Raw genomic sequence first — 22,918 nt, forward strand, 5'->3', positions numbered from 1 at the left:
CGTCGCAGAGGAGTGGCCATGAGCAGTTCGGAGCGGTTTCGCAGGGCCGTCAAGCTGGGTGCGGTGTCCGCGCTCTCGCTGGTCGCCCTGGTCGTCCCGGGCACCACGACCGGGAGCGCGGTAGCGGCGCCCGCCGGCGACTGCTTCACCCCGACCCAGAGCGCGGACCGCAGCAAGGACGGCCACGCCGACAGCCTGTCCCCGGCCGAGGCCGCCCGCGTCGAGGCGGACATGCAGAGCAAGCTCGCCGGGAAGCGCACGGCGTTCGCCGCGGCGGCCGTCTCGATCCCGGTGTACTTCCACGTGATCACCAGCGGCTCGACCGGCAACCTGCCGGCCGCGACGATCACCAAGCAGATCTCGGTGCTCAACAGCGCGTACGCGAAGAGCGGCTACAGCTTCTCGCTGGTGAGCACGGACTACACGAACAACTCCACCTGGTACAACGGCATCACCGACGGCACGTCCGCCGAGCGCAACATGAAGAACGCGCTGCGCAAGGGCGGCAAGAACGCACTGAACATCTACACGGCCAACCTCGGCGACGACCTCCTCGGCTGGGCGACGTTCCCGTGGAACTACACGTCGGCGCCGAAGATGGACGGCGTGGTGATCCTCGACGAGTCCCTCCCGGGCCGCTCGGCGACGAACTACAACGAGGGCGACACGGCCACGCACGAAATCGGCCACTGGATGGGGCTGTACCACACGTTCCAGGGCGGCTGCTCCGGTTCGGGCGACTACGTCTCGGACACGCCGGCCGAAGCAACGGCGACATCCGGCTGCCCGGCGAGCAAGAACACCTGCTCGGCGGCGGGCAACGACCCGATCCACAACTTCATGGACTACAGCTACGACGGCTGCATGTACGAGTTCACCGCGGGCCAGACGACGCGGATGAACAGCTCCTGGTCGGCTTACCGCGCCTGACGGGTTTCCCTCAAGGGCACCCTCATGATGTCCATGAGGGTGCCCTTCAAGGCACCCGGTAGCTGAGGTCCTTCGCGACCAGCTTGGACGGACGCAGGTGCACCCAGACCGTGCCCGGGTTGTCGTGCAGGTACGCGCGGAACCTCGGATCCCAGCGCGTCTCGTCGGAACCGAGGTAGCGCACGAGTTTCCGTCGCCCGCGGGCGACGTCGAAGGGACGCAGGTCCGCGTCGCCGGTCGCCAGGACCTGCCGCACCATCCCGGTTCCGAGGTCGCAGACGTCGACGGCGAGCGCGATCCGTGGCCGCATCCGGATCCGTTGCGGCAGCCGCGACCACGGGCCGCTGAGAATCCAGAAAGCGGATTCCTCCCAGAGGTACCACGTGGGCCGCACGGTCGGTCCATCCGTGGCGACCCGCGCCGTGAGCGGCAGCGCGAGGAACCCATCGACGTCGAACCCGCTCATGCAACCAGCAGCGTCTTGCCCACCGTCGCGCGGGATTCCATCGCCGCGTGGGCGTCCGCCGCCTTCTCCAACGGGAACCGCTGGCCGATCACCGGCACCAGACGTCCCGCCGCGGCTTCCGACAACGCCGACTCCGTGAACCCCCGCATCTCGGCCGGGCTCCCGATCGAGCGCACCAGCGACACCCCGCGCGCGGCAGCGTCCTCTTCGGACACTTCCGCCCACGAACCGCCCGCCAGGCCGTACACCGCCATCCGGCCGCCCGGGCGCAGCAGGCCGAACGCCGCCGTGCCGATCGCTCCGCCCACGCCGTCGAAGACCACGTCGACCTCGCCCGCTGACGACGTCCAGTCCGGCAGCAGGTAGTCCACGACGACGTCGGCGCCCGCCACCGCAGCCACCTTCGCCGGTCCGCCCGCCGCGGCGACCACCGATGCGCCCGCCGCCTTCGCCAGCTGGACCAGCAGGCCGCCGACGCCGCCCGCCGCCGCCTCGACCAGGACTCGATCGCCCGGCCGCACCCTGGCGGCATGGACCAGACCCGTCGCCGTGCGGCCGTCCGCGAGCAGCGCCACCGCCGCGTCGAGCGCCAGTGCGTCCGGGACCGCGAACACCGCCGCCGCGTCCACCGCGACGCGCTGGGCGTACCCGCCCGAACCGCCGGTCGACGTCACCACCCGCAGCCCGGCGAGCCCCGGGTCCGCACCCTCGCCGACCGCGCTGATCACGCCGCCGACGCCGTTGCCCGGGACGACCGGCAGCACCGGACGGAACGGTCCCGTCCCGGCGCGCACCTGGGTCTCGACGAAGGTGATGTTCGCGAACGCCACCTCGACCAGCACCTGCCCGGGTCCGGGGACCGGGTCCGGCGCCTCCCCCGGCTCCAGCGCCTCCGGCCCGCCGAACTCCCGCAACCACACAGCTCTCATGCCTGCACGCTGCAACCTCCAGCGCGGTCGAAGTCAACGGCCTTGTCCGCTCAGCACCACGAATGCCGCGAAGAAATGTTCGCCCAGCACGATGACACCGCCGTCCGGGTGGTTCACCGTGAGTGGCACCACCGCACCGATTCCGGACGCAGACCGACCCAGGAGGCCGACCGTGCGTATCGCCGTTCCCCGTGAAATCAAGAAGCACGAGTACCGGGTCGCGCTGACCCCCGCGGGGGTGCACGAGCTGGTCGGACGCGGGCACGACGTCTTCGTCGAGACGGGCGCCGGGGTCGGTTCGTCCATCTCCGACGACGAGTACGTCGCCGCCGGCGCGAAGATCCTCGCCACCGCCGACGAGACGTGGGCGCAGGGCGAGCTGGTCCTCAAGGTCAAGGAGCCGATCGCCGAGGAGTACCCCCGGCTGCGCGCCGACCAGGTCCTCTTCACCTACCTGCACATCGCCGCCGACCGGCCGCTGACCGACGCGCTGCTGGCCGCCGGCACCACCGCGATCGCCTACGAGACCGTGCAGACCGCCAACGGCGCGCTGCCGCTGCTCGCCCCGATGTCCGAGGTCGCGGGCCGGCTGGCCCCGCAGGTCGGCGCGTTCTCGCTGATGAAGCCGAGCGGCGGCCGCGGCGTGCTGCCCGGCGGCATCCCCGGCGTGCACCCCGCGCGTGTCGTCGTGATCGGCGGCGGTGTCGCCGGCCTCAACGCCGCCCGCGTCGCGCTGGGCCTCGGCTCGGACGTCGAGATCCTGGACACCAACGTCGACCGCCTCCGCCAGATCGACAACGACTTCGGCGGCCGCATCCGCACGGTGACGTCGAACCGCCTGTCGGTCGAGGAGTCCGTGCTGCAGGCCGACATGGTCATCGGCGCGGTGCTGGTCCCGGGCGCCAAGGCGCCGAAGCTGGTCTCGAACGAGCTCGTGTCGCGGATGAAGGCCGGCAGCGTGCTCGTCGACATCGCGATCGACCAGGGCGGCTGCTTCGCCGACTCGCGCCCGACCACGCACGACGACCCGACCTACACCGTGCACGAGTCCGTCTTCTACTGCGTCGCGAACATGCCGGGCGCGGTGCCGCGGACGTCGACCTACGGCCTCACGAACGTGACGCTGCCGTACGCGGTCCAGCTCGCCGAGCACGGCTGGAAGGCCGCGCTGCAGGCGGACGCGGCGCTGGCGAAGGGCCTCAACACGCACGCGGGCGCCTTGACGAACGGCCCGGTCGCGGTCGCGCACGACCTGCCGCACACGGCGCTGGAGACCGTCCTCGCCTGACCTACCTCACCCGAGCGGGCCCCTGTCGTTCCACGGCAGGGGCCCGCTCCCCTTTCGCCACCAGCCGACGGCCGAAGGCGATCGCGGGCAGCTCCACCCACCGCCGCAGGCCGCACGCGAAGAGCAGGGCGACGGCGGCGGTCGCGGCGGCCTTGAGCAGGCCGGTCGGCAGCAAGAGCCCGGTCACGCCCGCGGCCCCGGTCTGGGCCAGGTAGAGCGCGTAGGACCGATCGCCGAGGTAGGTGAGCGGACGGCTCGCGAGCAGCCGCCGCACCGGCCCCCGCGCGAGCACCGCGACGAGCAGCAGCGCCGCGCCCACCGCGTAGATCGGAACGACGAACTGCCAGTTCCCGCCGAGCGCCTGTCCCAGCGGCTTGACCGACAGCTGCAGCACGCAGAACCCGAGCGCGACCAGCACCGCCGCGGCCGGGCTGGTCAGCGGCCGCAGCACCGCGAACCCGCGCGGGTGGTGCAGCGCCAGCGCGAGCTGGCACCCGACGACCAGCGAGCCGTAGTGCACCGACAGGCTCGCCCACTGGTGGGACGGCGCCAGCGGCAGCACGCCGAGCACGAAGCCCACCGCGCCCGCGCCGATCAGCAGGCGCAGCGCGGTCTTGCCGGTGCGAGCGAACGACGTCAGCACGAGCAGCGCGGGCCAGGCGAGGTAGAACTTCTCCTCCACGCCGAGCGACCACGACGTCGGGTACGGCGTGTTGTAGTCGACGACTTCGTTGAAGAAGGTCAGGTAGTACGGCATCGCGTCACCGAGCCGGCTACTCCGGTAAACGCCGGTTAACGTCACCGCCAGCGCAGTCAGGCCGAGCAGCAAGAAGTACACCGGCATGATCCGGAAGACGCGCCGGACGTAGAAGTCGCGCAGCGAGACCCGGCCCGTGCGGTCCTCTTCGCGCAGTGCCAGCGTGGTGATCAGGAAGCCGGACAGCACGAAGAACAGCTGGACGGCGATCCAGCCCTGCAGCCGGTCGACGACGGGCCCGCCGTAGTGGAAGAACACGACGGCCAGCGCGGCGAGCGCGCGCAGGCCGGTCAGGCCGGGGAACCACGACGACGAGCGGTATTCGGCGTGGTCGAGCGGCCGCCAGGAGATGATCATGGCCGCAGCGTCGATCCCGGACGCTGAACCCAGCCTGAAGCGGGCTTAAGACGTCTTCAGCTCCGGGAGCCGCACGACGAACCGGCTGCCGCCTTCGACCGCGGCCGTGCCGCCGTGGGCGCGGGCGATGTCGGCGACGATCGCCAGGCCCAGCCCGGATCCGCCGTCGTCGCGGGCGCGGGCGTCGTCGAGGCGGACGAAGCGGTCGAAGACGCGCTCGCGGTCCGCTTCCGGGATGCCGGGCCCGTCGTCGGTGACCGACAGCACAGCCCACCCGTCCGCCGCGGACACCTCGACGGCGACCCGGGACACCGCGTGCCGCTGGGCGTTGTCGACGAGGTTGCGCAGGAGCCGTTCGAGCCGAGACCGGTGGCCGCGCACCACCGGCGTCCCGGTCACCTCGACGTCGATCTTCTCCCGCCCGGCGACGACCGCCTCGATCACTTCGGGCAGGGCCACTGGTTCGAGGCGGTCCGGCCCGGCGTGGTCGAGCTTGCCGAGCAGCACGAGGTCGGCGACGAGGTCCTGCAGCCGGGTGACGTCGAGCAGCGCGTTCTCGCAGGAGTGCCGCCAGTCGAGCCGGTCGGGGTGGGCCAGCAGCACTTCGAGCTGCGTCCGCAGGGAGGCGAGCGGGGTGCGCAGCTCGTGCGACGCGTCGGAGGTGAACCGGCTCTGGCGCGTGACGGCCTCGTCGAGGCGGGCGAGCATGGTGTTCATCGTCCCGGCGAGGCGCGCGATCTCGTCGCCGGTGCGCGGCGCCGGGACGCGGCGGCTCAGGTCGTGCGCGCCGATCTCGGCGACCTCCCCGCGGATGGCCTCGACCGGGCGCAGCGACCGGCGGACGGCGAGCCACGCGATGACGCCGACAAGTAGCGCGACCGCGGGGACGCCGAAGGTGAGCACGGTCCGGACCGAGTCGACGGCGGCCTGGCCTTCGGGGTCGATCGCAACGGCGGCGAAGACGTCGTACTTGCTGTCTCCGCTGTCGGCGTGGACGACGTGCAGGGTGAGGTGGTCGTCGAGGTCGCCCAGTTCGGGGCCGCAGCCGACGGACGCCTGGCTCGCGCGGTCGAACTCGTAGGGCGCGAGCGTGACGTCGGTGTCGTAGGCGGCCAGGGTGGCGTCGCGCAGGACCGGGCAGGACGCGACGCTCCGGCCGGCCTGGTCCTTGACCTCGTAGATCGAGTCGCGCACGAGCAGCGTCAGGTCGGCGGGGCGGGCGCCGGTGTTCAGGAGCTGGACGATCGCGTCGGCGTGGGCGTCGGCGAGCTGGGTGGCGGCGTTCCGGAGGCGGCCCTCGGCTTGGAGCACGAACCAGACGGAGACCGCGCCGAGCGCGACGGCCGAAGCGGCGAAGGCCGTGACCGCGACGCGGAACCGGGTGGAGCGCAGGAAGCTAGGCACCGGACGTCGTCACGAGGTAGCCGGCGCCGCGGACGGTCCGGATGGTTTCGGTGCCGAGCTTCAGCCGCAGCGCGCTGACGTGGACCTCGACGAGGTTGGCGGTCGCGGAGGCGGCGAAGTCCCACAGGTTGTCGAGCAGCTCGGCCTTGGTGACGACCTGTCCCGGCCGTTGGACGAGGTAGGCGAGGAGGGCGAACTCCTTGCCGGTGAGGGAGATGTCGGTGCCGCCGCGCCGACAGGTCCGCCCGGCTTGGTCGAGTTCGAGATCACCCAGTTTGAGGACCCCCGGCCGGGTGGCGCCGCCGCGCCGGATGAGGGCGCGCAGCCGCGAGAGCAGGACGCCGTAGGAGAAGGGCTTGGGCAGGAAGTCGTCGGCGCCGGTGTCGAGGGCCTCGATCTCGTCGTCCTCGCCGTCCTTGGCGGTGAGCATGAGGATGGGGGTGGAGTCGCCCTGGTCCCGCAGCCGCCGGCAGACGCGGTAGCCGTTCAGGCCGGGCAGCATGATGTCGAGGATGATGGCGGAGTAGGGGTGTTCGGTGGCGAGCCAGAGCGCATCCCGCCCGTTGTGGGCGACATCGACGGCATAGCCTTCGGCACTCAGCCCGGCCCGCAGCGCCTCGGCGAGCCGCCGTTCATCTTCGACGAGCAAGATCCGCACCGCGCCACGATGCCACAAGGTGTGCGGAGGACCCGGGAACGTAAGCGGCGACCCGCTCAACCAACCTGGGGGTCATTGGGAGCGGGCCGCCGACACCCAGCTTAGAGGTCCGGGCCGGACTTCGCTGCACCGGGTCGGCAAGTCGAGCGAATTCTTTACCAAGTTGATCTGACCCGCGGACCACCCCGACGGCGAAACCTCAGGTCAGCGCCGTGCAACGGCCAAAGCGTCCGGTAGCTGAACGTGACGAACGTCGCTTCCGGCGGGTTCGGCCGTTCCGTGCGCGCGGGCGGCGCGGGTAGGGCAGGATGACGCCGCATCAGCGGGAACGTAAGGGGACGGTATGCACGACGGCAGTGGCCGGATTGTGGTGCAGAACCTGAGCAAGCAGTTCGGTCCGGTGAACGCGGTGCAGAACCTCAGCTTCACGGTCGAACCGGGTTCGGTGACGGGCTTTCTCGGCCCGAACGGCGCCGGGAAGACGACGACGTTGCGGATGCTGCTCGGGCTGGTGACGCCCACGGCGGGGTCGGCGACGATCAACGGGCGGCCGCACTCGCAGCTGGGGAACCCGGCGCGGGTGGTGGGTTCGGTGCTGGAGAACGAGGGTTTCCACCCGAGCCGGACGGCGCGCAACCACCTCCGCGTGTACGCGGCGGCCATCGGGGTGCCCGACCAGCGGGCGGACCAGGTGCTCGGCCTGGTGGGCCTGGGCAGCGCCGCGGACCGGAAGGCCGGCGGGTTCTCGCTCGGCATGCGGCAGCGGCTCGCGCTGGCGACGGCGTTGCTGGGTGACCCGCAGGTGCTGGTGCTGGACGAGCCGACGAACGGCCTCGACCCGGAGGGCATCCTGTGGCTGCGGAACTTCCTGCGCTCGTACGCGCGGGAGCAGCGGCGGACCGTGCTGGTCTCGAGCCACCTGCTCAACGAGGTCGAGCAGCTGATCGACCAGGTCGTGATCATCAGCCAGGGCGTCACGCGCTACTACGGCTCGCTCGACCAGCTGCGCAAGAGCCAGCAGTCGCGCGTGCTCGTGCAGCCCGCGGACCCGGGCGCGCTCGTGAAGGCGTTGCAGGAGAACGGCATCACCGCCGTTTCGCCGACGCCGGACGGCCGGGTCGCGGTCGCCGGGTCGAGCGTCCAGCAGATCGGTGACATCGCCGCGAAGGCCGGTATCGCGGTCTACGGGATGCAGGAGGACCACGCCGACCTGGAGCGGATGTTCTTCCAGCTGACGCAGGGTCAGTACGCCGGCGGGCCGGGTTACCAGCAGCCGCCGCCGCAGTACCAGGGACCGCCGCCGCCGGGGTATCCGCCGTCGGGCCCGCAGCACCAGCAGCAGCAGTACTGGGGAGGGCCGCAGCAGTGATGGGCAACCTGATCAAGGCGGAGTTCCGCAAGACGCTCTCGCTGAAGACGTGGTGGGTGCTGCTGATCCCGCTGGCGCTGGTGGCGTTCTGGCTGACGTTCGCGTGGGGCAAGATCACCAACGACTTCGCGGACTTCCTGAGCTCGGACAGTGACGCCCGGCAGGTCACCCGGCTGATCGGCCTGGACCCGAACCAGGTGCCGGTGGGGCTGCTCGCGCTGGCGCACGGCGTGAACATCGCGCAGCTCGTCCCGGGCCTGTTCGGCATCTTCGCGCTGGCCGGCGAGTACCGCAGCAAGACGATCACGACGACGTTCCTGACCGCGCCGAACCGGATCACGGCCCTGGCCGCGAAGATGCTCACCTACGTCGCGTGGGGCGCGATCTACGGTCTGGTCAGCTTCGGGGTCTCGGCGATCGCCGTCATGTCGTCGGTCGACTCGGGCCGCTGGCCGTCGGCGGGCCAGTGGCTGGCCGCGCTCGGCGGGACGGTGCTGGCCTCGGTGCTGGTGACGTTGTTCGGCATCGGGTTCGGCGCGGTGCTGCGCAGCGTGCCGCTGGCGGTCGTGCTGTTCCTGGTGTGGTTCCTGATCGTGGAGAACGTGCTGGTGATCCTGCTCTGGGGCCAGACGACCCTGCTGGGCGGGATCCTGCCGAACGGCACCGCGAACGGCATCGTCGGCGGCATCGCCGCGGACGCGTTCGGGTTCAACTCGCTCAACTTGCCCGACGACGTCAACACGGGGGCGCAGCTGCTGCTGCAGTACACCGCGGCGGCGCCCGGCGTGCTCTCCTGGTGGGCTTCGGCGTTGATCTTCTTCGCCTGGACGATGGTCTTCTTCGGCCTCGGCTGGGCGGGCAACCAGCGCCGCGACATCACGTAGTTCCGCAGTCCGTGACGGCCCCGTGAGCGACTCGACTGAGTCGCCCACGGGGGCCGTCGCGGTTTCGGGGAAATATTTTGTCGGTGGCGGCGCTTAGTGTGACAACGTGACCATCGCTCCGCCCCGCTCCCGTCAAGAGCTCCCACCCGCTGAGACCGTCGGCTGGGTCCGCCGGCTGTCCGCCGCGGCCTGGGAGCACCGCGCCGTCGTCGTGCTTTCGCTGCTCGCCGCCGTCTTCAGCGTCGGCGTGCAGGCCGCGAGCCCGCTGCTGGTGCGCACGGCGGTGGACGACGCGGTGGCGGGGCGGACCGGGGCCCTGCCCGGGATCGCCGTCTTCCTGGTGGCACTGCAACTGGTCGCGTTCGGCACCGCGTTCCTGCGCCGGTACTTCGGCGGGAAGCTCGCCCTCGACGTCCAGCACGACCTGCGCCAGCGCGTCTTCAACGCGGTCTCGCGCCTCGACGGCGGCAAGCAGGACGCACTGCGCACCGGCCAGGTCGTCTCGCGCGCCATCTCCGACCTGCAGCTGGTCACCGGGATCCTGATGCAGGTCCCGCTCTCGTTCGGTTCGGTGATCTTCGCGCTGCTGTCGTTCGCGGCGATGCTGTGGATGTCGCCGGTGCTGACGCTGATCGCGCTGGTCGTCACGCCCGCGGTCGGCATCGTCATCGCCCGCAGCCGCAAGCGCCTCTTCCCGGCGACGTGGTCGGCGCAGCAGCGCGCGGCCGACGTCGCGCAGCAGGTCGAGGAGACCGTCACCGGCGTCCGCGTCGTGAAGGGCTTCGGCCAGGAGACACGGGAGGTCTCGAAGCTCGAAGGGACCGCGCGCAAGCTGTTCGCGGAGCGGCTTCGCGCGGCGAAGCTGTCGGCGGTGCCGACGGCGACCACCGCGGCCCTGCCCGCCGCCGGCCAGGTCGCCGTGCTCGGCATCGGCGGTGTCTTCGCGCTGAACGGCTCGATCACCCTCGGCACCTTCCTCGCCTTCGCGACCTACCTCGCGACGCTGATCGGCCCGGCCCGGATGCTGTCCGGCCTGGTCGTGCAGGCCCAGCTGACCCGCGCCGGCGCCGAGCGCGTGTACGAGCTGATCGACGCGCAACCCGAGGTCGTCGACGCCCCCGACGCGCGCCCGCTGCCGGACGGGCCGCTCGGCGTGGAGCTGGCCGACGTCCGCTTCGGCTACACGCGCACCGACCCGGTGCTCGCCGGGCTGTCGGTCACCGCGAACCCGGGCGAAACCCTCGCGCTGGTCGGTACCGCGGGCTCCGGGAAGTCGACGATCTCCCTGCTGCTGCCCCGGTTCTACGACGTCCACGCGGGCTCGGTGCGGGTCGGCGGCCTCGACGTCCGCGACGTCCCGCTGCGGCAGCTGCGGCAGGCGATCGGCGTGGTGTTCGAGGAGGCGTTCCTGTTCTCCTCGTCGATCCGCGACAACATCGCCTACGGCCGCCCGGACGCGAGCGACGAAGAGATCGTCGCCGCCGCGCGCGCAGCGGAAGCGGACGAGTTCATCCGCGCCCTCCCGGAGGGCTACGACACGCTGGTCGGCGAGCGCGGGCTGACGCTGTCGGGCGGGCAGCGGCAGCGGCTCGGGCTGGCCCGGGCGCTGATCACCGACCCGCGGATCCTGATCCTGGACGACGCGACGTCGGCCATCGACACCGTCACCGAGGCGGCGATCCACGACACCCTGCGCTCGGTCACCGCGAGCCGCACGACCCTGCTGATCGCGCACCGGCGCTCGACGCTGGCCCTGGCCGACCGGATCGCGGTGCTGGACGAGGGCCGCGTCGTCGACGTCGGCACCGAAGACGAGCTGATGGCGCGCTGCCCGCTGTTCCGCGAGCTCGTCGCGGGCCCGGGCGACGACGTCGAGGAGAAGCACCGCTGCGAAGGCCTCGACCGCGGCCCGGCCGGGATCACGCGGGCGCTGTGGCCGCGCGACGACAGCCGGGACGAGGTCGACGACCTGGCCGACGCCGCACGCCAGCGCAGCGGCAACCCGAACAGCAGCGGGTTCGTGGGCGGGGGCGGCGGCCTGGACGTGCCCCCGACGCCGGAGCTGATCGAAGGCGTGCGCAAGCTCCCGGCCGCGACCGACGAGCCGCGGATGTCCGATGTGGACGTCACCGCGCCCGACCCCGGCTTCCGGCTGGCCCGGCTGCTGCGGCCGGTCCGCTGGCCACTGGCACTGGTGATCGGGCTGGTGGCGGCGGACGCGCTGGCGTCGATCGCGCTGCCGGGGCTGTACCAGTTCGGCGTCGACCACGGCGTCCGCGCGGGCGTGGAGTGGATGATCTGGCTGGCCGCCGGGATCGGTGCCGCGGTGATCGCGGCCGACTGGCTGGTGGTGTTCGCGCAGACCCGTCTGACCTCGCGGGTCGGCGAGACGGTGCTGTACGCGCTGCGCGTCCGCAGCTACGCGCACCTGCAGCGGCTCGGGCTGGACTACTACGAGCGCGAGCTGTCCGGGAAGATCATGACCCGGATGACGACAGACGTCGACGCGCTCTCGACGTTCCTGCAGACCGGGCTCGCGACGGCGGTGGTCAGCGCGCTGACGCTGGCCGGGATCACGGCGGCGCTGCTGGTCACCGACGCCGGGCTGGCGCTGTTCGCGCTGGCGATGGTGCCGGTGCTGGCGGTGGCCACGGTGATCTTCCGGCGGGCGGCGTCCAAGGCGTACAACGAGGCCCGCGAGCGGGTCAGCGTCGTCAACGCGGACATGCAGGAGAACGTCAGCGGGCTGCGCGTGGCCCAGGCGTACACGCGTGAAGACCGTTCCGCGGAAGCGTTCGCTTCGCGCAGCGACGACTACCGGCGCTCGCGGCTGCGGGCGCAGCGGTACGTCGCGACGTACTTCCCGCTGGTGGCCCTGCTGTCCGACCTGGCGACCACGACGGTGCTGGTGGCGGGCGCGAACCGCGTCTCGGCCGGGACGCTGTCGGCCGGTGTGCTGCTCGCGTTCCTGCTGTACCTGCAGCAGTTCTTCTCGCCGATCCAGCAGCTGTCGTCGGTGTTCGACGGCTACCAGCAGGCCCGCGTCGGCCTGAACCGGATCGGCGACCTGCTGCGGACGCCGACGTCGGTGCCGGCGGCGGAGAACGCGGTGGCGACGCCGGACCGGCTGCGTGGCGAGGTGTCGTTCAAGGAGGTCGACTTCTCCTACACCGGCACCGAGGGGAAGGCGCTGGAGCAGTTCTCGCTGGACGTCGCGGCCGGCGAGACGATCGCGCTGGTCGGCGCGACCGGCGCGGGCAAGTCGACGGCGGTGAAGCTGGTGGCGCGCTACTACGACGTCACCGGCGGCGAGGTCCGGATCGACGGCACGGACGTCCGCGAGTACGAGCTCGCCGGGCTGCGGCGCCGGATGGGCGTGGTGCCGCAGGAGGCGCACCTGTTCTCCGGCACGGTCGCGGACAACGTCCGCTACGGCCGCCCGGCGGCGTCCGACGCCGAGGTGGAAGCGGCGGTCCGGGCGGTGGGCGCGTTCGACGGCGTCGCGGCCCTGCCGGCGGGCTTCCTGCAGCCGGTGGGCGAACGCGGCCGGTCGCTGTCGGCGGGGCAGCGTCAGCTGGTGGCGCTGGCCCGGGCGGAGCTGGTGGACCCGGACGTCCTGCTGCTCGACGAGGCGACGGCGGCCCTGGACCCGTCGACGGAGGCGGCGGTCCTGCGGGCGACGGAGCACGTGGCCCGCCGCCGCACGACGTTCGTGGTGGCCCACCGCCTGGCCACGGCGGCCCGCGCGGACCGCATCGTGGTCCTGGACCACGGCCGGATCGCGGAGACGGGAACCCACGAAGAGCTCCTCGCGGCCAACGGCCTCTACGCCCGCCTCTGGTCCCTCGGCTGACGCGTACCCGGAGGGTCGACTCGCGTACCCGGAGGGTCGGCTCGCGTACCCGGAGGGTCGACTCGCGTACCCGGAGGGTCGACTCGCGTACCTGGAGGGTCGGTTGGTGAGCCGACCGTCCAGGTACGCGAACCGACTCCCTGAGTACGCGAGCCGACCCTCCAGGCGAAAGTTCGTGGCCGGGCGGCCGGGGTGCTGGGAGCATGGCGGGCATGTTCGAAGAGAAGCGGGTCCCCGACCGGCAGGTCCGCGCGGCGCAGACCGGGACGACCGTCCGGGTCTATCAGGCCTGCTCGCCCGCGGTCGCCGACGCCGCGCTCGAGAAGCAGACGTTCGCCGAGCGGGAGGGCACCACCTGGCTCGTGCCGTCGTTCCGCTGGGCGGCCTACGGCAGCGGCAACGGGAGCGAGCCGGGCCGGGAGCGCATCCTGGCCGTCGACATCACCCGCGACGGCTTCGAGCAGGCGCTGTCCCAGGTCGGCGACGGCCGGGTGCTCGTTCAGTGGGACGCGGAGCGAGACCTCGACCACACGGCCCTGAACTTCGCCGCGATCCGGATCGGCCTGACCGGCGAAGCCACCGACCACTACGTGGACGAGTGGATCACCGCCATCACCGACGTCACGCCCGTGATGCGCGACATCTCCGGCCTCCTGGCCACCGACCAGCTCCACAAGGCGGTGAAGCTCGTCCCGCACGAGCCGCCGTACGAGCTACCGGCCGAACTGGCGAAGGCGATCGACGCGACGGGCTAGAACCGACGCCCGCTCACCGACGAAAGACTGCCACCGGGCGATGTTCAGGGCAGCGCCCGCCACTTCAGCGAGCCCATTCCCGCCGCCTCGACGTCCGGTCGGGAGGCCCACCGGACCGTCCCCGGCCGCACGTGGACGCCGGCTCCGACCAGCCAGTCCGGCTCGTCGGGCTCGACCCACTCCATCTCCTCGAAGTCCGCCAGCGTCGGCCAGACCGCCTGGCACGAGTCGCACCGCAACACGACCGTGCCGGACTCCGTCACCAGGGGCCTCACCAGGCCCTGGTCCCAGAATGAAGGACATTCGACCAGCCACATCAGCCCAGTGGAACCCGCCGCGGTGAACGTGCCCACACCGGTGGGCGAACCCCCGCGAAAGAGCCCGCGAACCCTGTACCGGGTACAGCGCTTAAGGTTCCCTTAGCACATCTTGATCGAGTCAGTGACCGATCCCCTAGTGCGCCACGCCTCACACAGGCCGGTTCCATCACAACGCGGTCATCGAGGGGGTTAGCCTGGTAGGCGCATCAGCGGATTCATGATCGAGATCGAGACGGATAGAGGCGAGCCCAAGCCGTGTCCAGCAGCAGCCCTGCGTCACAGTTCGGCCCCAACGAGTGGCTGGTCGAAGAGATGTACGACCAGTTCCTCGCAGACCCCAGTTCAGTCGACGCCGCATGGCACGACTTCTTCGCGGACTTCAAGCCGACGCAGAACGCGCAGGCCAAGGCGGACAACGCCCGGCAGCAGGCCGAAGCCAAGCCGGCCACCAACGGCCAGGCGGCGCAGCCTTCGCCCAAGGCCGTGCAGAACGCGGAGTCGGCGGCCAAGCAGGCGGCCACCAAGCCGGCCCCGGCGGCCCCCGCGAAGACCGCGCCCAAGGCCGCGCCGAAGCCGGCCGCCGCCAAGGCGGAGCCGAAGGCCGAAGCGAAGAAGGACGAGCCGGAGTCGAAGCAGCTGCGCGGTGCCGCGGCCGCCATCGCGAAGAACATGGACGCCTCGCTGAGCGTCCCCACCGCGACCAGCGTGCGCGCGGTCCCGGCCAAGCTGATGGCCGACAACCGCATCGTCATCAACAACCACCTGAAGCGCACCCGCGGCGGCAAGATCTCCTTCACGCACCTCATCGGCTACGCCATGGTGCGGGCGCTGAAGGACTACCCGAACCTGAACCGGCACTACCAGCAGATCGACGGCAAGCCGTTCGCGATCACGCCGGAGCACGTCAACTTCGGGCTCGCGATCGACATGAAGGGCAAGGACGGGTCCCGCAACCTCGTCGTGGCCTCGGTCAAGAACGTCGGGGACATGTCGTTCCTGCAGTTCTGGCAGGCCTACGAGGACATCGTCAAGAAGGCCCGCAACAACAAGCTCACCGCGGACGACTTCTCCGGCACCACGATCTCGCTGACCAACCCCGGCGGCATCGGCACCAACCACTCGGTGCCGCGCCTGCAGGCCGGCCAGGGCGCCATCATCGGCGTCGGCGCCATGCAGTACCCGGCGGCGTTCGAGGGCACCAGCGAGAAGACGCTGGTCGACCTCGGCATCAGCAAGATCATGACGCTGACCTCGACGTATGACCACCGCATCATCCAGGGCGCGGAGTCCGGCGAGTTCCTCAAGCGCATCCACCAGCTGCTGCTCGGCGAAGACGGCTTCTACGACGACGTCTTCACCAGCCTGCGCCTGCCGTACGAGCCGATCCGCTGGGTCGCCGACATCCCCGAGGGCCCGGTCGACAAGACCGCCCGCGTGATCGAGCTCATCGACGCGTTCCGGATGCGCGGCCACCTGATGGCCGACACCGACCCGCTGAACTACCGCCAGCGCAGCCACGCCGACCTGGACGTCCTGTCCCACGGCCTGACGCTCTGGGACCTCGACCGCGAATTCCCGGTCGGCGGCTTCGCCGGCCAGGAGCGGATGAAGCTGCGCGACATCCTGGGCGTGCTGCGCAACTCCTACTGCCGCACGGTCGGCATCGAGTACACGCACATCCTCGACCCCGAGGAGCGCCGCTGGATCCAGGAGCGCGTCGAGATCCCGCACGAGAAGCCGGACCCCGCGGTCCAGAAGTACGTGCTCTCGAAGCTGAACGCCGCCGAGGCGTTCGAGACGTTCCTGCAGACCAAGTACGTCGGCCAGAAGCGGTTCAGCCTCGAAGGCGGCGAGACCGCGATCCCGCTGCTCGACACGCTGCTGGACAAGGCCGCCGAGCACGAGCTCGACGAGGTCGTCATCGGCATGCCGCACCGCGGCCGGCTGAACGTGCTGGCCAACATCGTCGGCAAGCCGATCAGCCAGATCTTCCAGGAGTTCGAGGGCAACCTCGACCCGGGCCAGGCGCACGGTTCCGGTGACGTGAAGTACCACCTCGGCGCCGAGGGCAAGTACTTCCGCATGTTCGGCGACGGCGAGACGAAGGTGTCGCTGACGGCGAACCCGTCGCACCTGGAGACCGTGGACCCGGTGCTCGAGGGCATCGTCCGCGCGAAGCAGGACCTCCTGGACAAGGGCGGCGAGGGCTACACGGTGCTGCCGGTCCTGATGCACGGCGACGCGGCCTTCGCGGGCCAGGGCGTCGTCGCCGAGACGCTGAACCTGTCGCTGCTGCGCGGGTACCGCACCGGCGGCACCGTGCACGTGATCGTCAACAACCAGGTCGGCTTCACGACCGCGCCGGAGCACTCGCGCTCGTCGCAGTACGCCACCGACGTCGCGAAGATGATCGGCTCGCCGATCTTCCACGTGAACGGGGACGACCCCGAGGCCGCGCACTGGGTGGCCAAGCTGGCCGTCGAGTACCGGCAGGCGTTCCACAAGGACGTCGTCATCGACCTGATCTGCTACCGCCGCCGCGGCCACAACGAGGGCGACGACCCTTCGATGACGCAGCCGGCGATGTACGACATCATCGACACGAAGCGTTCGGTGCGGAAGACCTACACCGAGTCGCTGATCGGCCGCGGGGACATCTCCGTCGAAGAGGCCGAAGCCGCGTTGCGCGACTTCTCGAGCCAGCTGGAGCACGTCTTCAACGAGGTCCGGGAGCTGGAGAAGCACCCGGCGAAGGCGAGCCCCTCGGTCGAGGAGGAGCAGCAGGTGCCCGCCAAGGTGGCGACGGCGATCACCACCGAGACGCTGGAGCACATCGGCGACGCGTTCGTGAACGTGCCCGAGGGCTTCACGCCGCACCCGCGCGTCAAGCCGGTCATGGAGCGCCGCCACAAGATGTCCCGCGAAGGCGACATCGACTGGGCGTTCGGCGAGCTGCTCGCGTTCGGGTCGCTGGCGATGGAGAGCCGCCTGGTGCGGCTGTCCGGCCAGGACTCCCGCCGCGGCACCTTCACCCAGCGGCACTCGGTGTTCATCGACCGCAAGACCGGCCAGGAGTACTCGCCGCTGCAGAACCTGGCCGACGGCCAGGGCCGCGTGATGATCTACGACTCGGCGCTGTCGGAGTACGCGGCCGTCGGCTTCGAGTACGGCTACTCGGTGGCCAACCCCGAGTCGCTGGTCATGTGGGAAGCGCAGTTCGGTGACTTCGTCAACGGCGCGCAGACCGTCATCGACGAGTACATCTCCTCCGGCGAGGCCAAGTGGGGCCAGCGCTCGGACGTCGTGCTGCTGCTGCCGCACGGCCACGAAGGCCAGGGCCCGGACCACACGTCCGGCCGCATCGAGCGGTTCCTCTCGCTGTGCGCGGAGGGCTCGATGACGGTGGCGGTGCCGTCCACCCCGGCGAACTACTTCCACCTGCTGCGCCGGCACGCGCTCGACGGCATCCAGCGCCCGCTGGTCGTCTTCACGCCGAAGTCGATGCTGCGCAACAAGGCCGCGACCTCGCCGACCGCCGACTTCACCGGCCAGAGCCGGTTCATGTCGGTCATCGACGACGTCACGCCGGACCCGTCGAAGATCCGCAAGGTGCTGCTGACCTCCGGGAAGCTGTACTGGGAGCTGGTCGCGGAGCGGACCAAGCGCGAGGCGCACGACGTCGCGATCGTGCGGATCGAGCAGTACTACCCGCTGCCGAAGAAGAAGCTCGTCGCGGCGCTGGAGCGCTACACGAACGCGACCGAGGTCGCGTGGGTCCAGGAGGAGCCGGAGAACCAGGGTGCGTGGCCGTTCTTCGGCCTGAACCTGCCCCGGAAGTTCCCGGAGCTGCTCTCGGGCCTGCAGGTCGTGTCGCGCCGCCCGATGGCGGCGCCGTCGGCCGGCTCGTCGAAGGTGCACGAGGTGGAGCAGAAGGCGCTGATCTCGAAGGCGTTCGACTGATCGCTTGATGGTCCGTGAAGGCCGCCCTGGCTGACTCAGTCGCCCAAGGCGGCCTTCGCGGCTTTCGGGAGCGTGTCAGCCGCCCGAGGTGATCGAGAACGGTGCCCAGTTCGCCGCCGCGCGGAAGGGCCGCTCCGCGTAGCCCGGGCCCAGCGCACGCTGGCGGGCGACGTCCGCTGCCGCTTCGTCCGCGGACACTTCCCGGAGCTGCTGACGCCGGTGCCGGCAGGCGGCGAACTCCTCGACGTTCCCCGCCGCCCGGTGCGCCACCGAAAGCAGCGTGTAGGCCAGCGCCAGGTCCAGCTCCCCCGCGGCCACCCGCTCGACGACCCAGGTCAGCACCTCCCGGGCACTGGCCGCCGCGACGCGGCGCTGGGCGTCGGTCAACGCCGCGCTCACCGCTTCGAGCGACCAGTCGCCGTCCGGGCCGAGCCGGTCGTGGAACCAGAGCATGAGCAACGCCGTCCCGAGGTCCGGGACCGGCCGGAACGTGCTGACCAGCGCCGTCGCGCCCGCGGCGAGCAGGGTGCTCGCGATGCCGGTCAGCTCGTCGCCGGTCCGGACCCGGTGCTTGCCGCTCTGGCAGGAGCCGAGCACGACGAGCGCGCCCGACCAGTCCAGCGACGCCAGCCTCGCCAGCGTCACCTGGTCCGGCCGGCCCTCGGGGCCCGCGAGCAGCAGGCCCGAGCGTTCGGGCCGGGCTTCGTCGAAGACGGCGTGACAGGCCAGGTGCACCAGGCGCGCGGTGCCGTCGAGAGCGCCGGCGAGCCAATCGAACGTCACATCGCCGCCGTGCCGCGCTTCGCCGCCCAGCCGGGCCGCGACGCCGGCCGCCTCGGCCCGCGCGAAGGGCAGGTCGCCGAGCGGGTCGCCGCCGATGACCAGGGACTCGCGCCGGACCCACGACCTGCTGTGCGCCGCGCGCAGCAGGGACGCGCTGGGCACCACGAACGTCCCGGGCCGCGGCTCGACACCGCCGTCCGCACCGGGCACGAGGTGCAGCGACGCCAGGTGGAGCACGCCGTGCGGCGCGACGTACACGTCGGTGCGGACGTCCCCGACGAGCCGCGCCAGCCGCTGGTACAACGGCTGGGCGAGCAGGCGGTCGAGGCCGCGCGGGTCGTCCTCGTTCAGCAGCCGGGTGAACTCGGCCAGCTCCGGGTCGTCCGCCGGGACGACCAGCCGGACCCTGATCTCCCCGGCGGCCACCGTGAAGACGTAGACGCCCTTGCCGCCGGTGAAGAACTCGAGCAGCGTCCGTTCGCCGCGCAGCGAGAGCAGCGCGCGGACATCCGCGCTGGTGGACGGCGTCGCCAGCCGGTGCAATCGGACATCGGCCGGGAGCCGGTCCCAGACGTCCTCCAGCCGGGCGCGGACGTCTTCGATCTCTTTGTCGACGGTGAAGAGCCGGGTGACGCGCTCGCGCGGCGAGAGCTCCTCGCCGACGGAGCGCGTGCGCAGCCGCACGAGCTGCTGCCACAGCTGCTCCTCCTCGGCCGCGAGCGGATCGTCCACGACCGGCGGCCGGTCGCGCACGGCGTCGAGCAGGGCACGGGACTTCGCGGCCTGCACCAGCTCGAAGGCGCGCTCGGCGTGCCCGAGGTCGATCGCGACCTCGACGGCCTGCGCGTACGGCGGCTCGACGTACACCCCGAACCGGCCGGCCTCCCCGACTTCGACAGCATCGCGCCGCAGCTCCGAATGGGCCGCGCAGGCGCGTTCCAGCCGCTGCAGCGTCTCCTCGGTCCACCGGCCGTCGCGGAAGGCGAGCCCGCCGAGCACGGTGTTGACGACGAACGCCAGCGCGACGTCCGGAGTCTCCGCCGAAGCCGCTTCCAGCTGCGTGGCGATCTCCGCGGCCTCGTCGCTCTTCCCCTGCCGGAACAGGAAGTGCATCAGCCGGGCGCGCCGGCTCGCGAACCGTCCCGGCATGTCCTCGGCCGACCGCCGCCCGGACGCGGCGAACCGCCGCAGGTACCGCTCCTCCAGCTCCACGGCACCGTGCTCGGCCGCGATCCCGGCGGCAACGCCGTCGAGGACACCGCCGTCGACGGCGCTCGCGAGCTCTTCGCGCTGCGACTCCGTCAGCTCGACGCCGGGCAGCCGCTCGGCCTCCCGGTCGCGGACGAACGCCTGCAGGCCGCGGGCCCGCGCCAGGAGCTCGAGGGCCCGCTGCGGCGGGACGTTCTCGAACCGCCGGCTCAGGCTGCACTGGTTGACCAGGGCGGTCAGCTCGCGCCGGGCGTCGCCGAGCTGGTTCGCGTACTGCTTCGCGCGTTCGAGGTTCTGCCACGCCGTTTCGTGGTCGCCGGTCTCCATGTACAGGTACCCGAGGCCGTTCCAGACCCGCGGCAGGCAGTGGACCGCGCCGAGGTGGTCCCACGCCGCCTCGGCCTGCCGGAGGAGGCGCTCGGCGTCGGCGTACCGGTGCCGGCCCAGCAGTTCTTCGCCCTGCTGGGTGGCGTCGGACGCGGTCTTCGCGAGGAGCCCGATCTCGAGCGCGGCGTCGGCGGGGTGATCCGCGGCGAACTTCTCCTCGGTCCGCTGCTCGATCCGGCGCACCATCTGCTCGTGCCCGGTGGTGTAGCGCTCGACGTCGACGTCGGCGTGCAACCGGTGGACGAGGTCGTGGGCCTCGACGAAGGCCCGCGTCGCGGCTTCGGCGTCGACCTTGCGAGCCCGCAGGGCGAGGTTGTGCAGAGCCACGAACTCGTCGTAGCCCGCGCCGGCTTCGCGGAACATCGTCACGGCTTCACGCGTCTTCGCGACGGACTCTTCGAGACGGCCCTGCCGGCGCAGCTCTTCGGCGAGGTTGTTGGTGGTGATGGCCCGCAGCGCCGGGCCCTGCCCCGGGACGGCCAGCGCCTCCTCGTACCGCTCGGCGGCCCGCGGGTCGCCGCGCCGGGACAGCACCATCGCGTGGTTCTGCAGGGCGGCCCGGTACCCCTCGGCGTCCCCCGACGCCTGGGCCGCCTTGACCGCTTCGGCCAGGTACTCGTCCGCTTCGGGCAGCCGTTCGTCGGCCAGCTCCACCAGGCCGAGCCCTTCGAGCGCGGCGCTGACCGCGTTGAGGTCCTCGAGCTCCCGGGCGGCCCGGAAAGCGAAGGCGTACGCCTGCCGGGCGTCGTCGAACTGCCGCGCCAGGCGGGCGGCCTGGCCCAGCAGCCGGTAGAACGCGAACACGGCCAGCCGGTCGGCGGACTCGGCCTCCGCGAGCTCGAGCCCGCTCATCAGGGCCCCGTAGGCGTCCTGGTGGCGGCCCTCGCCCAGGAGCCCGTGGACGTGCTGGATCAGGCCCAGCAGCCGCAGGTCCGCTTCGGCCGGTTCGGTCACGCTCCGGCCGCCCGGAGGATCGCGACCGGGTCGTCGACGACGGGGGCCGCCGCGGGCTCGGCCGTCGTGCCGCGGTACTCCGCCAGCTCCAGGTCCGAGAAGCGCTCGACCAACTCGCCGTACAGCCGCTGGTACTCGGCGAAGAGGATTTCCTGCTGGGGCCGCGTCAGGTCGTCGGTGAAGATCGCCCCCGCGGTCTTGCGCCAGGCGCGCTGGGCGGCGCCGAGCTCACCCGCGATCACCTGTTCCTTCGTCCGCTCCCACAGCGAGTAGAAGGCGAGCTTGCGGTAGTCGTCGCGCTCGGTCTTCGCCTCGACGCTGACCAGGATGAAGTCGTGCTCGGTGTAGGGCGCGAGGGTGACGCCGTCGTCGAGGAGCCGGTGCAGCCGCCCGTCGGAGACGCGCAGCGAGGCCAGCTCCGCCGCGGACGTCGTCGTGCGCGGCCGGCGCATCACGCAGTAGTTCAGCGGCTCGAAGCCCCGCTGCCACGACCGGTAGGCGCCGACGCGGAGTTCGACGTCCGGGGATTCGAGGAACGACTCGATGCCGCGGATCAGCGACGACGCGAGCGGCACGGCGCCGGCGAGCCCGCCGAACCCGACGGCCGAGGCGACGTCTTCGACGACCTTCAGCGAGCGCGCGATCCAGTCGGTGGTCTTGGCCCGGAACAGCGCGACCAGCAGGCTGACCTCGTCGCCTTCGTACGGGACCGGCCCGGCGACGCGGACGTTGGCGATCTCGACGGCGTCGTCGGCGCCGGTGACCTGGAACCGGCGCGCGAGCTCGGCGCTGCTGAGCACCGTGGGCACCGCGACGGTGTTCCCCTTGTGGGCGAACTCGGTGACGATCGTCCCGAAGGGCAGGTACTCGCGCCACAGCTCGCGGGCGCGGGTCAGCCACATCTGCTGCAGCCGGACCTCGAGGTAGACCTGGCCGGGCGCGAACTCCGGCACCGGCCCGGCGTCCACCGACGGGACCTGCACGGCGACGATGCCCTCGGCCTCCCGCTTGACGACGCGATCGACCAGCTCCCGAATCCCCATTGTTCCCCCTCGTCCGGCTCAGCCCGAGTCTAGGGCGCACGGGCGAAATCGGCTTTCGCCCGCGGCCGGTTCGCGGCAAGGTGGCGGCCATGCTGATCCGCCGCGAGACGCCCGCCGACCGGACCACCGTGTACGCGATCCACAGCGAGGCGTTCCGGCGCGAACCCGGCGTCACCCCGGTCGAGGCTCCGCTGGTGGACGAGCTGCGCGCGGACGGCGACCTGCTCGACGCGCTGTCGCTGGTGGCCGTGCGCGACGGCGAGCTCGCCGGGCACGTGTGCTGCAGCCGGGCCCGCGTCGGCGAGGACACGACGTCGGCCGTCGGGCTGGGGCCGCTCGGCGTGCTGCCCGGGCACCAGGCCGACGGCGTCGGATCGGCGCTGGTGCACGCGGTGCTCGGCGCGGCGGACGCGCTCGGGTACGGCGTGGTCGTCCTGCTCGGCAGCCCGGCGTACTACGGGCGGTTCGGCTTCGTCACGGCGTCTACGCTCTCGATCACGGCGCCGGATCCGGCCTGGGGCAAGCACTTCCAGGCCCGCACGCTCACCGGCTACAAACCCACGCAGGCGGGCGCGTTCGAGTACGCGCCGGCGTTCTCCCGGATCTGAGGAG

General features: G+C 71.7%; 16 protein-coding genes. 8 read left to right on the plus strand and 8 right to left on the minus strand.

Features of this window, described 5'->3' with window-relative positions; genetic code table 11:
* The first annotated feature begins 18 nt into the window (after positions 1-18).
* On the plus strand, positions 19-930 hold the full coding sequence (locus QSK39_RS04375; protein WP_285476367.1) for a zinc metalloprotease: 912 nt from the start codon (positions 19-21) through the stop codon (positions 928-930).
* 46 nt (positions 931-976) lie between these two features.
* On the opposite strand, the gene QSK39_RS04380 is transcribed toward QSK39_RS04375, so the two are convergent.
* Together QSK39_RS04380 and QSK39_RS04385 are read right to left on the minus strand one after the other, a co-directional pair.
* Positions 977-1,396: a pyridoxamine 5'-phosphate oxidase family protein gene (locus QSK39_RS04380; RefSeq protein WP_285476368.1), complete on the minus strand. Its 420-nt coding sequence runs from the start codon at positions 1,394-1,396 to the stop codon at positions 977-979.
* Complete coding sequence (locus QSK39_RS04385) at positions 1,393-2,325, minus strand: zinc-binding dehydrogenase (RefSeq protein WP_285476369.1); 933 nt, start codon at positions 2,323-2,325, stop codon at positions 1,393-1,395. The genes QSK39_RS04380 and QSK39_RS04385 overlap by 4 nt, the downstream gene beginning before the upstream one ends.
* 172 nt (positions 2,326-2,497) lie before the next feature.
* Here QSK39_RS04385 and ald point away from each other — a divergent pair, with 172 nt between their 5' ends.
* Positions 2,498-3,613: an alanine dehydrogenase gene (gene ald / locus QSK39_RS04390; protein ID WP_285476370.1), complete on the plus strand. Its 1,116-nt coding sequence runs from the start codon at positions 2,498-2,500 to the stop codon at positions 3,611-3,613.
* A 1-nt stretch (position 3,614) separates the two neighbouring features.
* On the opposite strand, the gene QSK39_RS04395 is transcribed toward ald, so the two are convergent.
* The 3 genes from QSK39_RS04395 to QSK39_RS04405 are packed head-to-tail and all read right to left on the minus strand — an operon-like array spanning position 3,615 to position 6,789.
* The gene (locus tag QSK39_RS04395; protein ID WP_285476371.1) at positions 3,615-4,727 is read right to left on the minus strand and encodes an acyltransferase family protein; all 1,113 of its coding nucleotides are present in this window, start codon (positions 4,725-4,727) and stop codon (positions 3,615-3,617) included.
* A gap of 45 nt (positions 4,728-4,772) precedes the next feature.
* Positions 4,773-6,131 carry a sensor histidine kinase gene (locus QSK39_RS04400; protein WP_285476372.1) on the minus strand — a complete coding sequence of 453 codons (1,359 nt, stop codon included), beginning with the start codon at positions 6,129-6,131 and terminating at the stop codon, positions 4,773-4,775.
* A complete protein-coding gene (locus tag QSK39_RS04405; RefSeq protein WP_285476373.1) occupies positions 6,124-6,789 on the minus strand; it encodes a response regulator transcription factor in 666 nt (221 codons plus the stop codon). The genes QSK39_RS04400 and QSK39_RS04405 overlap by 8 nt, the downstream gene beginning before the upstream one ends.
* 343 nt (positions 6,790-7,132) lie before the next feature.
* Here QSK39_RS04405 and QSK39_RS04410 point away from each other — a divergent pair, with 343 nt between their 5' ends.
* The 4 genes from QSK39_RS04410 (at position 7,133) to QSK39_RS04425 (ending at position 13,650) form a co-directional block, all read left to right on the plus strand.
* Entirely contained in the window at positions 7,133-8,158 is a 1,026-nt protein-coding gene (locus QSK39_RS04410) for an ABC transporter ATP-binding protein (protein ID WP_285476374.1), read from the plus strand.
* Positions 8,158-9,042 carry an ABC transporter permease subunit gene (locus QSK39_RS04415; protein WP_284744351.1) on the plus strand — a complete coding sequence of 295 codons (885 nt, stop codon included), beginning with the start codon at positions 8,158-8,160 and terminating at the stop codon, positions 9,040-9,042. Before QSK39_RS04410 ends, QSK39_RS04415 begins: the two co-directional genes overlap by 1 nt.
* A gap of 106 nt (positions 9,043-9,148) precedes the next feature.
* Positions 9,149-12,895 (plus strand): ABC transporter ATP-binding protein, encoded by a 3,747-nt coding sequence (locus QSK39_RS04420; protein WP_285476375.1) that lies wholly within the window; start codon positions 9,149-9,151, stop codon positions 12,893-12,895.
* Between the two features lie 212 nt (positions 12,896-13,107).
* A complete protein-coding gene (locus tag QSK39_RS04425; protein ID WP_285476376.1) occupies positions 13,108-13,650 on the plus strand; it encodes a DUF4291 family protein in 543 nt (180 codons plus the stop codon).
* Positions 13,651-13,694: 44 nt separating this feature from the next.
* On the opposite strand, the gene QSK39_RS04430 is transcribed toward QSK39_RS04425, so the two are convergent.
* Positions 13,695-13,925 (minus strand): hypothetical protein, encoded by a 231-nt coding sequence (locus QSK39_RS04430; protein WP_285476377.1) that lies wholly within the window; start codon positions 13,923-13,925, stop codon positions 13,695-13,697.
* 300 nt (positions 13,926-14,225) lie between these two features.
* Here QSK39_RS04430 and QSK39_RS04435 point away from each other — a divergent pair, with 300 nt between their 5' ends.
* Positions 14,226-17,930, plus strand: a complete 3,705-nt coding sequence (locus QSK39_RS04435) for a multifunctional oxoglutarate decarboxylase/oxoglutarate dehydrogenase thiamine pyrophosphate-binding subunit/dihydrolipoyllysine-residue succinyltransferase subunit (protein WP_285476378.1) — start codon at positions 14,226-14,228, stop codon at positions 17,928-17,930.
* 75 nt (positions 17,931-18,005) lie between these two features.
* On the opposite strand, the gene QSK39_RS04440 is transcribed toward QSK39_RS04435, so the two are convergent.
* Positions 18,006-21,263: a CHAT domain-containing tetratricopeptide repeat protein gene (locus tag QSK39_RS04440; RefSeq protein ID WP_285476379.1), complete on the minus strand. Its 3,258-nt coding sequence runs from the start codon at positions 21,261-21,263 to the stop codon at positions 18,006-18,008.
* Positions 21,260-22,306, minus strand: a complete 1,047-nt coding sequence (locus QSK39_RS04445; RefSeq protein WP_285476380.1) for a hypothetical protein — start codon at positions 22,304-22,306, stop codon at positions 21,260-21,262. The genes QSK39_RS04440 and QSK39_RS04445 overlap by 4 nt, the downstream gene beginning before the upstream one ends.
* Positions 22,307-22,395: 89 nt before the next feature.
* On the opposite strand from QSK39_RS04445, the gene QSK39_RS04450 reads away from it, so the two are divergent.
* The gene (locus QSK39_RS04450) at positions 22,396-22,914 is read left to right on the plus strand and encodes a GNAT family N-acetyltransferase (protein ID WP_285476381.1); all 519 of its coding nucleotides are present in this window, start codon (positions 22,396-22,398) and stop codon (positions 22,912-22,914) included.
* Positions 22,915-22,918 lie beyond the last annotated feature (4 nt).

The organism is Amycolatopsis sp. NBRC 101858, from assembly GCF_030269325.1.
Classification (GTDB): Bacteria; Actinomycetota; Actinomycetes; order Mycobacteriales; family Pseudonocardiaceae; genus Amycolatopsis; species Amycolatopsis ponsaeliensis.